Source organism: Amycolatopsis speibonae, assembly GCF_042647925.1.
Lineage (GTDB): Bacteria > Actinomycetota > Actinomycetes > Mycobacteriales > Pseudonocardiaceae > Amycolatopsis > Amycolatopsis speibonae.
In genome coordinates, this window is the sequence record NZ_JBHRWK010000031.1 from 22,306 (window position 1) to 36,692 (window position 14,387).

At 70.2% G+C, this 14,387-nt stretch carries 11 protein-coding genes; 1 reads left to right on the forward strand and 10 read right to left on the reverse strand.

Going from position 1 to position 14,387, the window contains the following annotated elements:
* Nucleotides 1-158: 158 nt before the first annotated feature.
* The 10 genes from ACFOSH_RS22110 to eccD all read right to left on the reverse strand — a co-directional run bounded on the left by ACFOSH_RS22110 (nucleotide 159) and on the right by eccD (nucleotide 10,123).
* Complete coding sequence (locus tag ACFOSH_RS22110) at nucleotides 159-1,262, reverse strand: hypothetical protein (protein WP_378240934.1); 1,104 nt, start codon at nucleotides 1,260-1,262, stop codon at nucleotides 159-161.
* 65 nt (nucleotides 1,263-1,327) lie between these two features.
* Nucleotides 1,328-1,645: a hypothetical protein gene (locus tag ACFOSH_RS22115; RefSeq protein WP_378240935.1), complete on the reverse strand. Its 318-nt coding sequence runs from the start codon at nucleotides 1,643-1,645 to the stop codon at nucleotides 1,328-1,330.
* Nucleotides 1,646-1,655: 10 nt separating this feature from the next.
* The gene (locus tag ACFOSH_RS22120; protein WP_378240936.1) at nucleotides 1,656-3,626 is read right to left on the reverse strand and encodes a hypothetical protein; all 1,971 of its coding nucleotides are present in this window, start codon (nucleotides 3,624-3,626) and stop codon (nucleotides 1,656-1,658) included.
* 6 nt (nucleotides 3,627-3,632) lie between these two features.
* Nucleotides 3,633-4,043: a YbaB/EbfC family nucleoid-associated protein gene (locus ACFOSH_RS22125; RefSeq protein WP_378240937.1), complete on the reverse strand. Its 411-nt coding sequence runs from the start codon at nucleotides 4,041-4,043 to the stop codon at nucleotides 3,633-3,635.
* The gene (locus tag ACFOSH_RS22130; protein ID WP_378240938.1) at nucleotides 3,982-6,066 is read right to left on the reverse strand and encodes a hypothetical protein; all 2,085 of its coding nucleotides are present in this window, start codon (nucleotides 6,064-6,066) and stop codon (nucleotides 3,982-3,984) included. Before ACFOSH_RS22130 ends, ACFOSH_RS22125 begins: the two co-directional genes overlap by 62 nt.
* A 6-nt stretch (nucleotides 6,067-6,072) precedes the next feature.
* Nucleotides 6,073-6,510 (reverse strand): hypothetical protein, encoded by a 438-nt coding sequence (locus ACFOSH_RS22135; RefSeq protein ID WP_378240939.1) that lies wholly within the window; start codon nucleotides 6,508-6,510, stop codon nucleotides 6,073-6,075.
* Nucleotides 6,511-6,543: 33 nt separating this feature from the next.
* On the reverse strand, nucleotides 6,544-6,843 hold the full coding sequence (locus tag ACFOSH_RS22140; RefSeq protein WP_378240940.1) for a WXG100 family type VII secretion target: 300 nt from the start codon (nucleotides 6,841-6,843) through the stop codon (nucleotides 6,544-6,546).
* Nucleotides 6,844-6,876: 33 nt separating this feature from the next.
* Nucleotides 6,877-7,215: a WXG100 family type VII secretion target gene (locus ACFOSH_RS22145; protein WP_378240941.1), complete on the reverse strand. Its 339-nt coding sequence runs from the start codon at nucleotides 7,213-7,215 to the stop codon at nucleotides 6,877-6,879.
* Nucleotides 7,216-7,337: 122 nt separating this feature from the next.
* Entirely contained in the window at nucleotides 7,338-8,744 is a 1,407-nt protein-coding gene (gene eccB / locus ACFOSH_RS22150; protein WP_378240942.1) for a type VII secretion protein EccB, read from the reverse strand.
* A gap of 5 nt (nucleotides 8,745-8,749) precedes the next feature.
* Nucleotides 8,750-10,123: a type VII secretion integral membrane protein EccD gene (gene eccD / locus ACFOSH_RS22155; protein WP_378240943.1), complete on the reverse strand. Its 1,374-nt coding sequence runs from the start codon at nucleotides 10,121-10,123 to the stop codon at nucleotides 8,750-8,752.
* Nucleotides 10,124-10,245: 122 nt separating this feature from the next.
* Here eccD and eccCa point away from each other — a divergent pair, with 122 nt between their 5' ends.
* Entirely contained in the window at nucleotides 10,246-14,214 is a 3,969-nt protein-coding gene (gene eccCa / locus ACFOSH_RS22160; RefSeq protein WP_378240944.1) for a type VII secretion protein EccCa, read from the forward strand.
* Nucleotides 14,215-14,387 lie beyond the last annotated feature (173 nt).

Genomic DNA, 14,387 nt, shown 5'->3' on the forward strand with positions numbered 1-14,387 from the left:
GGGCCGAACGGTTCACCAGCGCGGCACGGCGGCGTTGACGTTGGCGTGCCGGGTGGGCAAGTCCGTGAAGGGCCCCTTCCCTACCTTCAGAGTAGGCAAGGAGGCCTTCACGGAGCACTGAAGCGGGCGCACCGGTCCCGTCAAAGGAACGACCGGCGTCACGCCTGGCACTTGGCCTTCACCGTCGCCGCGGCGTGGTGCGCGTAGGTCTTGCTGGAACCCGACCAGTCACGGCCCCGGTTGAGCAGCTGGACGGCCAGTTTGGCGCCGTTGATCCGGAACGTGCCGACGTTCACCCACCGGCCGCGGTTGCCGATCTGGTCGATCTGGAACGTTCCGACCGGGGTTCCCTTGTCGACCGCGAACCGGTCGAACACGCGATAGACCGACGGGCTCCCGCCCACCTCGGTCGCGTCGCCGGTGGGGACGAACACCGAGACCGCGCACGAACCGGTGGTCACCGGGCCGGTGTTGAACGTCCACAGCCCGTACGCGCTGGAGTCGTCCTTGTTCGCGTCGCCCGACATGGGAATGGAAACGAACGACGTGCCGCAGCCGCCGTTGCCGTGGTTCACCCAGCCCGCTTTGCCGTCGCTGTAGGCGCCGACGCCGGTGAAGCCGGTACCGCCGCCGCAGCCTCGTCCCGCCGTCCCGTCGTAGGTCACGGTCTTGGCGGCCGGAGCGGGCGGCCCTTGGGGCTGCTGGGCGGGCGGCGGTGCCTGGTGCTGCCCCGGCCCCGGAGCCGGGCCGCCACCCGCGGCGGGAGGCGCCCCACCGGGAAGGCCGGCGGTGCCGGGATCGGCGGGCGCGCCCGCCTGGCCAGCCGGTATCCCGTCGGCCGCCTGTCCCGGCAGCTGGTTGCCCGGCTGCCCGGCGGGGACACCGCCGATGTCGGCGGGCGGAGCGGCCAGTCCCGGCACGAACCCGCCGCCCGGCGGGAGGTCCTTCGCGTAGCCGGCCGATTCCGGTCCCTCGCCGGGCTTTCCACCGTCGAGCAGTCCGCTGAGCACCATCGGGAGGGCGACCAGTACGACACCGGCGACCGCCGCCGCGACGATCACCGGTTTCGACATCCGGCCCGGCGACGGCGACTCGGCGTCGGTGCCCGCGTCGACGACCGGCGGCACGGTGCCGGCGGCGGCCGTCTCGGCGGCTGCGGACGCCGTGGTTTCGGTGTCCGCCTTGATTTCGGGGGCGGCCGGCGCCGCCGTTTCCGCCGTGGCGACCGCGACGCCGGTGGACTCTGCTGCGTCCGAGGGCATGGTGTTCCCGCTTCCTTTGCTGGCTCAGGTTGACCGGCGGCGTCCACACGGCCGCCGGGAGATCACTAGCGTTTGAGTCCTCTGTGGACGGCGTCGACGTTCTGACTCTCCGCCACGGCGAGCTTCGCCGCCATTCCCTTGGTCACGTTGGTCTGGTTCGCGACGACTTCACCGATCGAGACGAACGCGCCTTCGATCTTCGTCACCGGCTCGCCGAGATTGCCCTTGATCTCCTCGCCCATTTCGTCGTCACCGCAGGCTTCGAAGACCAGATCCCGGCGATCGCCGCCGAGTTCGCTGATCTTGCGCATCTTGGCCCCGACCTCCCGGTACGCCTCGGCGAGCGTCTGCATGGCGTTCGGGTCCGCCCGGAAATCCGTCATCGTCTCGTCCTCATCCCGTGGTGGTGCCGGTGCTCTGCCCGGTCTCGCCGAAGCCGAACGTGTGATCGCGCCGGGTGTCCGCGCTCAACCGGGTGCCACCGGAGGCGCGGGGGCGGCGCTTGCGCCCACCGAGCACGCCCGGCGCGACAGTCGGGTCGGTGCCCCAGGTCTCCTCGTCTTCGGCGAGCCAGGTCGTCCGGTCGCGTTCGCCCTTGTTCTGCCCGGCGCCGCCCGCCCCGCCGGCCGACGGCGGATAGAACGGCACGCCGTTCCCGCTCCCCGCTGACCCTTTAGGACCGCCGAGCGCCGTCGGACCGCCGGTGGCCGTACTCGCGGGTTTCCCTCCCGGTGACGGGACCGAGGACGACGGCAGGTCCGGCGAAACCCCGATCCGGCCGCCGCCGAGCGAGCCGGGTCCACTGTGGAACCCGGCCTGCGGGTCGAATTTCGACATCGTCATGGGCAGCACGTCGGGGGCGCGCAGTGGCGGGAGCGGTGGCGGGGTGCGCCGCAGCGACTTGAGGTACCGCTCCATCGACGACTCGCCGTTGGTGCCGGGAGTGCTCGTCCCCGGAGGCGGGTACGCCTTGCGCAGCCGGTCCTTCTGTTCGAGGTTCCCGGTGCCCCGCGGTCCGATGATCTCGCCGTTCCCGTTCACCCGGGAGCCCGGCGGGACGATGATCGGCCTGCCGTCGGAGCCCAGGACGGGTTTGCCGTCGGGACCGATGACGGTGCCGTCCGGGCCGACGTGGGAACCGGTGGGCACTTTCAGCAGGGTGTCCGGCCCGCCGACCTTGGTGATCGGCGGCGGGAACCCCTTGGCACCGTCGCCGCCGACCCGGGTGACCGGCGGCGGTGGCGGCGGCAGTGAGGTGGTGCTGCCGCCCGGGCCGTTGCCCCCGGCCGTTCCGTCTCCCCCGCCGGGGCCCGCGCCGTCGCCGCCCGGGCCCGCCCCGCCGTCTTCCGGACCGCCGGAGCCGCCCGAAAGGTTCGGGCGCACCGGGGTCCGGAGCGTCGGCAGGTACTGGAGCGACTGGCGATAGGTCAGGTCGAGCAGCCAGGCCACGGCCGTGCCGTTGGCGTCCGCGACCTTCAGGTGCTCCTGCCAGACCCGTTGCGCGGCGAGTTCCAGCTTCTCGCGCGGAGCGGTGTTGCCTTCGTCCAGGACCCCACCGAGGAACGTGCTCTTCGGCCAGCCGTCCTTCTCCCTGTCGTACTTGGGGGGCGGATGGCTCGCGAAGTCCGCGGCCAGCGCGGGAGCCTGCCAGATCGCCCGCACCACGCCGCTCGGCGTCCACAGCTCCGATCCCGGCGCGGTGACCGAGAACCCGAGCCCGGTGTCGTAGGTGAAGCTTTCGCCGCCCTGCCACCGCGCGCGTCCCTCGTCGAGGACCTCACCGGCACGTTTCAGCAAGTCGCCCGCCAGATGAAGGGCTTGCCAGGTCGTGAGGTCCTTCGTCAGCTGGGCGACGAGGCCCTGGCACTTGTTGGCGAGCCCGTCCAGCACGTTCCAGAACGCGCCCGCGCCGGTGCCCTGGAAGGCGTCGCCACGATGACCGGTCTTGTCCCGCCAGCCCTCCAGCGGGGCGACCTGCGCGGTCAGCCAGTTCGCCACCCCGCCCACGGTGATCGACGCGCGCTCGAAGGTGGCGTGCTTGCCGACCTGGTTCGTCTCGTCCTTCAAGGAGTCGACGACCGTGTTCCCGGTGGTGAAGAAGGTCCCCGCCGCGGTCTCCAGTTCCTTGCTCGGATCGGCCACGGCGTACCACGAGGTGAAGAACGTCATGCCTTCCGCGTGGATCAGGTTCGTCGGCACTTTGTTGCTGGGCCCACGAAGGTGGGTGTAGACGTGCCACGACAGCCAGGGCACCCCGAGGACGGTCGAACGCGAGGGCACCTCGGGGATGTCCGGGTTTCGGGTGAAGATGTTGAGCGCTTCCTCCCACACCCATTTGGTCGTGTCCGGTCCGCCCAGCGCCACGGAGGATCAGTCCCTTCCCCTGCCGAAGACGTCCGAGGGCGCCTCTTTCCACAGGGCCGAGAACGCCTTGTCGACTTCGGTACCGCCCGTCATGGCCGCCCGGAGGTCGTCGCGCTGGTCCATGAGCGGGCCGAAGACCTCGACGGCGGCGTCCGCCATCTCCAGCCGGGCGCGTTCGAGCACGTCGAGCAGGGTCTTGGCCAGTTGCTCCGGCGGCATGGAGCGGTACTTCGTGGTGTTGAACTTCAGTCCCACCACGGAGTTCTGCGCGTCCATGGTCACCGTGACCATGCGATCCGCCGAGGTCGCCGTAGACGTCCGGGAAGCGAGATCCGCCTTCGCGGACTCGATCCGGTCACGCTGATCCCTCAGCGTGACCATAGTTTGGTGAAGTTGCTCCTCCAGCCAGTCGGCCATCGTTTCCTCCTTGTCCGTAGTCGCGGTTGCCGCCGGTCCGGCCTGCCGTCCGGCCGCCTCGCCTGCGGCCACCGAGCACCGAAGGCGGCAGCTTCGGATCGGTGCCCCAGGTCTCCTCGTCCTCGGTCAGCCAGGTGGTCCGGTCGCGTTCGCCCTTGTTTTCCCCGCCGGCGCCCGCGCCGGCTCCGCCACCCGCGGTCGGCGGGTAGAACGGGACGCCGCCCATGCCGTTCTGCGGTGTTCCGCTGCCTTGCTGGTTCTTGATCAGCGAGGGCCCGCCCTCGGTCGTCACCGGCTTTTCCGGCGGCGCGGGCAGTTCGTGCCCTCCCGGCGCGCCGAACCCGCTCGGCGTACCGATCGATCCGACGGACGTCTTCGGCGCCGGGAGTCCATTGTGGAGACTCGACGAACCACCGGAGGAGAACGACACTGGAGGCGAGTGCGACCCGAGCAACGTCGGCATCGACGGCGTGCCGCCACCGCGCAGGGACTTCAGGTACTTGTCCAGCTCCGACTGCTGCGACTCGTCCTTCTTGGTCTGCTCCGGCCTGGCCAGCCGGTCCTTCTCGGCGAGCTTCTCCCCCTTCGGCCCGAGGATCTCGCCGTTGGGCCCGACGCGGGAGCCGGGCGGTACGACGATCGGCCGTCCGAGCGGGTCGAGCAGCGGCTTCTTGTCCGGCCCGAGCACGACACCGTCCGGTCCGACGGACGACCCGGACGGCACCTTCAACGGCTCGTCGGGCTTCGGCGGGGCCGGTGGCGGTTTGATGCCGCCCTTCGGCGGCCCCGGTACCGGCGGCGGGGGCGCGCCGCCGGGTCCCTTCTTGTCCTTGTCCCCCGCGGGTCCCTTGACGTCCTTGGGATTCGGGACCTTCGGCGGCCCGTCCTTCGAGCCCGGCGGCGGTTTGGGGCCACCCGATCCCGGAGGCGGGGTCGGCGGGGGCGGGCCCTGCGATCCGGGAGGCGGGGTGGGCGGCGGCTTGTGGAGGTTGAGCCGCCGCGGCTCCCTGATCTGCGGCAAGCGCACCTTCGCGGCGTTGTAGTTCGCCGGAAGGTTCGTCAGCACGGTGGTGGCCACCGGATCCAGGACGTCCTTGATGTGGTCGAGCCACAGTTTCTGCGCCACGTCGGTGATGCCGTTCCAGAAAGCGGGGTTCCTGGCGTCCGCGCCGAGGATGGTGCTCCGGGGGTAGCGCTCCCCGCCGGTGCCGCTCCAGTCGTCGTCCCGGGCCTTGCTCAGGTCTTCCTTGAACGCCGTGGAGGTCCAGACCGCCGTCAGGCACCCGCCCGGCCAGGCCAGCTGGCTGCCCGGCAGCGTCAGCTGGCCGAACTTGCCGGTGTCACGGGTGAACTCCTCGGCGGACTTCCACCTGGCGTGGGCTTCCTGAAGCTTCGCGAAGGCCCACTTGAGCCCGCTGCTCTCGTCCTTGTCCGCCGTCTTCGGATCGTCCTTCTGTTCCACCGCGTCGTTCAGGGCGCCCGGCCGGACGTCCAGCTGCCGGACCAGGTCGTTGCACTTGAAGATCAGGCCGTCCAGGACGTCGCGGAACGCACCGGCGCCGGTCCCCTGGAAGTCGTCGCCCTTCTTCCCGACCTTGTTCCGCTGGGTGTCCAGCTTCCCGGCCTGGTCGGAAAGCCAGGTCTTCGTGCCGTTCAACGCGTCGAAGGCCCTGGTGAAAGTCCAGGGCTGCGCCACCGGATTGCTGTTGTAGTAGCCCTGCATGGACTCGATGATGTCGTCCATGTTGCCGTAGAACTTGGTCATCACCGGCGTGAACGCCTCGTAGTTGGCGCTGGCCACCGCCCAGTACTCCATCCACCAGGTTTCGGTGGAGGCGAAGAAGTCCCAGCCCTTGGGGTCGGGAAGACCCCGGCTCTTGGCGTAGACGTCCCATTTGAGCCACTGGATCCCGGTGATGGTCTCCCGGCTCGGTACGTGGGTGTCCGGCGCGTCGGGAGCGGCGAAGATCTTGAGGGCCTCTTCCCACGGCTCCTTCGACACCTTGGCATCGGTGGCGGGCATCGCGGCTCAGGCCCCCGCGCCGCCGGGAGCGGGGGCGGGGGCGGGAGCGGTCGCCAAGATCTCCCCGAGCTGACTCATGTTCAGTTCGGTGGACAGCTTGATGTTCTCGTCCTCACCGCTCATCGCGAGCCCCACCACGTAGGTGATGTTGTCGTTCAACGTGATGAGCTGATTCCTGATCGAGTCGACCTGCGCGTACAGCGACGGCCCGGTACCGGTGGTGGGCGCCTCGTACTTCTCGATCAGCAGCCGGGCGGGCTCCCACGCTTCGGAGCCGGCCAGCAGCCGTCGTTTCCCGGCCGTGCTGCCCACGGTCAGGGCCAGTTCCGCGATGTCCTTGTTCGTGTTCAGCTCTTCGACCATGGTCTGCAGTACCTCGTTCTGGAACTTCTGCAGAAAACTGACCGTGATCTTGATGTCGCCGCTGTCCGGCTTCTCCGCCACGCCCCTACTCCCTTTCCCGAATGCGGCCCGGAATCAGATCTGGAACTTCGCGCCGATGTTCTTGTCGGTGCGCTGGTAGTTCTCGAAGGACATGGCCAGGACCTGGTGGCCCTTCGCGAACCGGCCTTCCATGGCCTTGGTCGTTTCGTGCCAGCGGCGCTGCAGGTCCTCGTAGGACGTGGCGCCCTGACCGATCCAAGTGCTGGTCATCGGTTTGATGGCCTGCTCCAGATCGACCAGCGCGGCGTCGATCTGCTTGCTGAGGCCGACCATCCGCTCGGCGAGGTGCGGGACGTTGCCGCTGACCGAGAAACCGTCAGTGGGAGCGCTCATGATCGTTTCCTTTCGAAACCAGGGGTGGGGTGGTCAGGCCAGCGCGTCGAAGATGCGGTTGCCCTCGTTGCCGCCGAACGCGGTCACCGCGGTCAGGTTGATGTCGTCTTCGGTGGTGTTCATGGTGTTGTCGCTGTCCCTCACCAGGTCCTTGATCTCGGTGAGCATCTTGAGCACCTGGAGGTAGTCCGCCTCCCACAGTTCGAGCTGGTTGAGGAAGGTCTGGGACGCCGCGCCCTGCCAGTCCGCCCGCAGATCGCTGCGGACCGAGGTCACTCCCGAGTGGATGGTCTTGCACGAGGATTCGCAATCCTCGATGGCGGTGATACCGCCCTTCATCCCACCGTCGCTCTTCTGGAAATGCATGTTCATCAGTCGCTCGTCCTTCCTCACGGTCTCGCGGACTTTCACCGGTCCACAGCAAGGACACCAAGTCCGCGCCCGGCAGACCATGCGGAACCACCGGCAGAAGTTGCCGTCGCGGGTTCCTCCGGTCAGGAACCGCAGGTCGCGGCCGACGGCAGGACCGTCCCGCCGTCACGCAGCGCCGAAGGGTCCAGCGCGGCCCCGGTCGGCACCAGGTTCAGCAGGGTGGTGGGCATCCCGTTCGAGGCGGCCGAGTCGAAGCCGAGCGCCTTCGCGCCTTCAGGGGGAACCGGGTACTTCACCCCGCTGTCGGTCACCAGGAAGAGGGCGTCACCGGCCCGTCCCGACGCGGCCGAGGCCCTGACCAGGGCACCCGCGCCGGGCCGCACGGTGATCCGGTCGACCAGGGAGCACGGTGCCGCGACACCGGGGCGGCGCGCCGGCACCTGCCCGGACTGGACGAAGCCGTCGGTCACCGCCACCTGGGTGCGCGGCGCGTCACCGTCCGGGGTGACGAGCGCGCACAGGCTCTGTCCACTGTGGAGTGTCGCCGCTTTCGGCGGCTTCACGGGCGGCGGCTGCTCGGCCGCGGCCAGCCGCTCGCTGACCACCCGTCCGGGCAGCGGGGTCACCGCGACGTCCCCGCCGCCGTACGCGGCCCGGCGGACCTCCGGATCGGCCGTCAGCAGCCGGGCGTCCAGCTCGGACAACGGCGTCAGCCCCGCCTTCGTCAGCACGTAACGCTGCGAGGGTTCACCCGAGACGGTGTAGAGACGGCCGATCCGCGATTCCGTCCCGCCGAGGGCAGGGCCTGCCTCGCCGAGCCCGTCGAGCGTGGGCGGCGCGAAATCCGGGCCCGCGGGCAGCGCGTCCAGCAACGCCGCCGGCGCCTTGACGGGCTGGAGCACCCCGTCCACCGCGTCGAGCGCGCCGCGGTCGGTCGCCACGCGGTGCCGTTTGCCCTTCCACAGCAGGAAGGTCGCCCCGTCCGGGGTGATCGCGACGGCCGCGGCGTCGTCGCCGAGGGGAGCCGAGGTCACGCCGCCGACGCGCAGCGCCGTCGGCCCGGCCTGATCGCGGCCCACCCCGGCGCACACCTCCCACGGATCGGCGGCGAGGGCCGGGAGCGAGTCCGGCGCGCCGATGATCCCGAGCGGTTCGCCGCGCGGCACGTCCTTCAACGAGGCCTCGGAGACGTGCTTGAGCACGAGCTGGTTCCCGGCGACCAGTTTGGCCGAGGCGAAGTTCAGCACCGGCAACAGCTTTCCGCCCGCGTAGAGGAACCGCGCCCCCGACGAGTCGGCCACGACCAGCGCGCCCTCGACCCGCCAGGACTTGTTCCCGCCCGGGGAGACCAGCCCGAACACCAGCAGGCCGAGGCAGGCGAGAACGGCCACCAGCACGCCGATCAGACTGCCCCGGTACGTCCGCTGCAACGGGCTCTCCGACGCGTCGGGATCGACCCGCAGCAGTGCCGAGGTCAACCGGCCCAGCATGAACTTGTGTGCCTGGACCTGATCGGTTTTGGCGTTCATTCCCGTCAGCCCCCGAACCCTCGCACGAACGCGAACACACCGATCAGCCACAGCGCGAGCGGCAGCAGCGAAACCGCGGCGAGGGTCTCCGCGAGATCCGCGAGCCTGCCCCACTGCGGCACCATCCGGCGTCCTGGCAGCGTCCAGCGCGCCACCAGCACCACGGCGGCCAGCGCGAACACCCCCGCCACCATCGGCAGCGGCGTGGCCGCGTCCAGCTGCGAAGCCAGCAGTAGCCGCAGCACGCCGTACACACCCGGCACGATCACCGACAGCCGCTGCCACACACTGCCCAGCGCGCGGCCGTGCACCAGCAGCAGGACACTCAGCACGGCGGCGAACGTGACGGCCTGCCAAGACCGGTCGCGGACCACGAATTCGAGCGTGACCAGGCAGGCCAGGCCGATCGCGGCGAACAACGCGGTCACGAAGGCGTCCGCGATCAGGCCCTTGCCGACGACCTCGTCACCGGGATGCGGATCGAGTTCTTCCTGCAGTTCCCGGGCCGTGGTGGGCAGGCCGGGCAGCCGCAGCCCGGACAGCCGGAAGGCGATCCTCGGCACGAAAGCGCCGAGCAGGACGGCGATCACCGCGATGATCGCCGCCGAAGCGGACACGGACCCGGCGCCGAGCATCAGCACCAGGCCCCCTGTCGCGCACAACAGCCCGAACGTCGCGACCGAGACGAACACCGGCGCGGAGCCCGCCACCGCCGCCATCCCGAGCGCGGCGGCTCCCGCACCCGCGACGCAGGCCGCCAGCAGCCGCGCGCCGGTCAGCACCGGGCCTTCGGGTCCGTGCGGGACGAGCGAACCGGCCAGTCCGACGAACGGGACCGCGGCCAGCGCCAGGGCCAAGGCCGCCGCGCTGTCGCCGAGCGCGCGGGCCGCGGTGGCGGCGCACACCAGCAGGAAGAAGGCGGCCACCCCGGCGGAAAGCAGCGTCGGCCAGGTGGCGGGCGCTGTCACCAGCAGCGAGAACGCGAGCGCCACCGCGGCCAGCGCGCCGCCGAGCATCGTCCACCGGGTCGCCTGCGCGGTCCACGAATCCGGCCGGGCGCGGGCCTCGGTGGAAAGCCCGTCGATGATGTCGTCGAAGTGGACGGCGGGCAGTTGTTCCCGCCGCGGCCGCAGGTGCAGGGTCTCGCCGTCACGCAGTTCGAGAACGTCGACAGTGGACTCCTGGTCCAGCGGCGGATCGCCGAGCCGTTGCAGGATCCAGCCGTCGTGGTCCACCCCGTCTTCCGCCAGGTCCTGACCCGCGTGGCCGAGGATCGTCGGCATCAGGTCGATCAACGGGATGTCCACCGGGACGGCCAGCGCGAAACTGGTCGCCGGAGCACGGACTCTGAGCTTGCACAGTCCTGAAGTGGTCGCCATGGCACACGCCTTCGATCGGGCGACCGACGCGCGGGATCGTGAGTGAACCGTCGCGTGGTCGGATTTCGTCACCTCTAGTGGAGCCGCCACCACAGCGCGTCCGAGAGGGAAGGAATCCGGGCTTGAGTGTAATCACATTCCGCAAGGGGCCGCGACGGCCAGGACCGGAAATGCCCGAGGGCGAGCTGAGTATCCAAGAACCGCCGACGCTGCCCGAAGTCCAGCGCAGCGCCGGCGCGGTCATGATGTACCTGCCGATGGCGCTGTCGTCGACGGCGACCGTGCTGCTGTTCGTCCGGCCGGGTGAGAACGGCGCGTTCAGCTACCTGGCCGCCGGGCTGATGACGGTGTCGTCGATGGCCATGCTGGTCGGGCAACTCGGCCGCAGCGCGGGCGAACGCAAACAGAAGACCAACGACGCCCGGCGCGACTATCTCCGTTACCTGGCACAGTCGCGGCGCAAGGTCCGGGAAGTGGTGACCAGCCAGCGGCAGGCGCTGGCCTGGCGGCATCCCGACCCGACGTCGCTGTGGTCGCTGCCCGGCACGACCCGGATGTGGGAACGGGAAGCCCACGACGACGACTTCGGCGAGATCCGTGTCGCACGGGGACCGCAACGCCTGGCGTGGCGGCTGAACCCGTTGTCCACCAAGCCCGTCGACGACCTCGAACCGCTGTCCGCGCACGCGCTCCGCCGGTTCATCCACGCCTACGGCACGGTGACCGATCAGCCGGTCGCGGTGTTCCTGCCGTCGTTCGCGCGGATCCTGATCCAGGCCGAAACCGTGGAGGGCGAACAGATCCGGGCGCTCGCGCGGTCGATGATCGCGCATATCGCGGTGTTCCACTCCCCCGCCGAACTGCGGATCGTCGTCCTCGCCGCGCCGGAACGCCGGGAGGCCTGGGAGTGGGTGAAGTGGCTGCCGCACAACCTCCACCCCAGCGAGTCCGACGGCGCCGGAGAGGCCCGGCTGGTGGTGGAATCCGTCGCGGAGCTGGAGAACGCGATGGGCGACGAGTTCGCCATCCGGCCCGGCTTCGATCCGGACGCCCTGCCCGACGTCCACGAGCCCTGCGTGATGCTGTTCGTGGACGGGGTCACCCTCCCGCCCACCTCCCGGCTCGCCGGTGAGGGCTACCGCAACACGACGCTCGTGGACCTCTCCACGGCGCTGTCCGTTCAGGACGATCCGCTGACGCTGCGGCTCCGGCTCGAGGACAGGATGCTGAAGCTGATCACCGTCGATCAGCACAACAAGGAGGTCGCGGGCGACCTCGGCCGCCCCGACGGGATCGGCCTCAACACCGCGACCGCGCTGGCGATGCGGCTGGCGCCCTACCGGGTCGGCGCGCGGCGGAAGTCGGCCGAACCGATGGCCGTGAACTTCGATCTGACGGCCATGCTGGGCATCAACGACATCCAGACCTACGACGTGGCGGCGGGCTGGGCGGCGAAACGGGCAGGCGGCAGGCTCCGGGTACCGCTCGGTATCGGCCCGGGCGGCCAGAAGGTCGATCTCGACATCAAGGAATCCGCCCAGTCCGGCATGGGCCCGCACGGCATGCTGATCGGGGCGACCGGGTCCGGGAAGTCGGAGCTGCTGCGCACCCTCGTGCTGGCGCTCGCGCTCACGCATTCGTCGGAGATCCTCAACTTCGTCCTGGTGGACTTCAAAGGTGGCGCGACGTTCCTCGGCCTGGACGGGCTGCCGCACACCTCGGCGGTGATCACGAACCTCGCCGACGAGGCCGCGCTGGTCGGCCGCATGCGCGAGGCGCTCAACGGGGAACTGGTGCGGCGTCAGGAACTCCTGCGCAAGGCGGGCAACTACAGTTCCGCGCTGGACTACGAACGGGCGCGGGCGAACGGGACCCCGCTCGCTCCGCTGCCGACCCTGTTCCTGGTGGTGGACGAGTTCAGCGAGCTGCTGTCTGCGCATCGCGACTTCATGGACCTGTTCATCATGATCGGACGGCTGGGCCGTTCGCTGGGCGTCCATCTGCTGCTCGCCTCGCAGCGGCTCGACGAGAGCCGGGTCCACCAGCTGGAATCGCATCTGTCCTACCGGGTCGGCCTGCGCACCTTCTCGGCGATGGAAAGCCGCGGCGTACTCGGCGTGCCCGACGCCTACCAGCTGCCGTCGGATCCGGGGAACGGTTTCCTCAAGAGCGGGACAGCCGCGCTGGACCGGTTCAAAGCGGCCTACGTCTCCGGCCCGCACCGGGTGATCCGCCGCAACGTCGAACAGGCGGTGGTGGCGCAGCAGATCGTGCCGTTCACCTCGAAGTTCGCCGCCCGCGCCGAACAGGTGCCCGAGCCGGTCGCGGCCGAACCCGAGCCCGAAGGTTCGTTGCCGAGCCTGCTGGAGCTCGCCGTCGACAGGCTCCGCGACGCCGGTCCGCCCGCGCACCAGGTCTGGCTGCCGCCGCTGGACGCGCCCAGCTCCCTCGACGAACTGCTGCCGCCGCTGGAGGAAACGGCGGAACACGGCCTCACCGCTCGGGATTGGCACGGCCGCGGCGCGCTGACCGTCCCGATCGGACTGATCGACCGGCCGTTCGAGCAGACACGGGATCCGCTGCTCGTCGACCTGGCGGGCAGCGACGGGCACGTCGCGATCGTCGGTGGTCCGCAGAGCGGCAAGAGCACGGCGCTGCGGACGCTCATCACCGCGCTGGCGCTGACCCACACGCCGGCCGAGGTCCAGTTCTACTGTCTCGACTTCGGCGGCGGAACGCTGACCAGCCTGCGGAAACTCCCGCATGTCGGCGGGGTGACCGGACGGCTGGACGTCGAACGTATCCACCGCACCATCGGCGAGATCACCGCGCTGCTGACCCGCCGGGAACGGTTCTTCACCGACAACGACATCGATTCGATGGCCACGTACCGGCGCAAGCGGGCGGCGGGCGAATTCGCCGACCAGCGGCACGGGGACGTCTTCCTGGTGGTGGACGGCTGGTCCACGATCCGGCAGGACTTCATGGACCTGCTGCCGACGTTCGTCGAACTGGCTTCACGCGGCCTCAACTACGGCATCCACCTGATGACGGCGTCGAGCCGGTGGAGCGAGATCATCAGCGCCGTCCGCGACCTGATCGGCACCCAGCTCGAACTGCGGCTCGGCGACCCGGTGGACTCGGTGATCAACATGCGCGCGGCGGCGACCGTGCCGAAGCTCCCCGGCCGCGGCCTCACCGACAAGGAACTGCACTTCCTCACCGCGCTGCCGTCCATCGACGGGGTGGACCGCGACGTCGCCGACCACGTCGAGGCACTGGTGGACCGGATCGTCGCGGCGTGGCACGGCCCGTCCGCTCCCCCGGTGCGGATGCTGCCGCCGGTACTGGACCGGCTCGAACTCCCCGGCCCGGACGCGGACATGCGGGTCGCCCTCGGCCTGGACGACCAGCGTCTCGAACCGCTGTGGCACGACTTCGAGGACAACCCGCACCTGATGGTCGTCGGCGACGTCGAATCCGGGAAGACGAACCTGCTGCGGCTGGTGATCGACGGCATCACCCGGCGGTACACCCCGCAGGAGGCCCGGATCATCACCGTCGACTACCGCCGTGGCCTGTACGACGCGGTGCCCAAGGACTACCAACTGGGCTACGCGGTGTCCGGGGACTCGGTGCACGACATGATCGACGGCGTCGCGCGGGCGGTCCAGACCCGGATGCCCGGCCCGGACATCACGCCGGCGCGCCTGCGGCTGCGCGACTGGTGGACCGGACCGCAGGTGTTCGTGCTCATCGACGACTACGACATGGTGGCGTCGTCGTCGAACTCCCTGTTCCAGCAACTGTTCGACCCGCTGGCGCAGGGCAACGCGCTGGGCCTGCACCTGGTCGTGGCCCGTGGCGCCAACGGGATCGGGCGCGGGTCGAACGATCCGCTGCTGCGGCGGCTCGTCGAGGTCAACACCCCGATGATGCTGCTCTCGTGCCCGCTTTCCGAAGGCATCGTGTTCGGCGAGGTCCGCCCGCGCGTCCTGATCCCCGGGCGGGCGCAGTACGCCACGCGGCGCGGCACGACCGTCGTGCAGACCGCGCTCTCGGCCCACGAGGCGGCGCTCGTCGCGAAATGACCGGACCCGCCCTTCCGCCGTCGCTCCCCCCATCGGCGGCGGAAGGGCTTACCCGGCGGCTCCCCAGGCCCCTTTTCGCGCTTCTGTCGAGCAGGCAAGTCCGTGAAGGCCTCCTTCCCTACCCTGAAGGTAGGCAAGGAGGCCTTCACGGACGTGCGTAACGCCCCACGCGC

What these genes read in the sequence shown, in the direction of transcription:
- ACFOSH_RS22110 (WP_378240934.1), bottom strand. Translation starts at nt 1,262, where the DNA reads ATGCCCTCGGACGCAGCAGAGTCCACCGGCGTCGCGGTCGCCACGGCG.
- ACFOSH_RS22115 (WP_378240935.1), bottom strand. Translation starts at nt 1,645, where the DNA reads ATGACGGATTTCCGGGCGGACCCGAACGCCATGCAGACGCTCGCCGAG.
- ACFOSH_RS22125 (WP_378240937.1), bottom strand. Translation starts at nt 4,043, where the DNA reads ATGGCCGACTGGCTGGAGGAGCAACTTCACCAAACTATGGTCACGCTG.
- ACFOSH_RS22130 (WP_378240938.1), bottom strand. Translation starts at nt 6,066, where the DNA reads ATGCCCGCCACCGATGCCAAGGTGTCGAAGGAGCCGTGGGAAGAGGCC.
- ACFOSH_RS22140 (WP_378240940.1), bottom strand. Translation starts at nt 6,843, where the DNA reads ATGAGCGCTCCCACTGACGGTTTCTCGGTCAGCGGCAACGTCCCGCAC.
- ACFOSH_RS22145 (WP_378240941.1), bottom strand. Translation starts at nt 7,215, where the DNA reads ATGAACATGCATTTCCAGAAGAGCGACGGTGGGATGAAGGGCGGTATC.
- eccB (WP_378240942.1), bottom strand. Translation starts at nt 8,744, where the DNA reads ATGAACGCCAAAACCGATCAGGTCCAGGCACACAAGTTCATGCTGGGC.
- eccD (WP_378240943.1), bottom strand. Translation starts at nt 10,123, where the DNA reads ATGGCGACCACTTCAGGACTGTGCAAGCTCAGAGTCCGTGCTCCGGCG.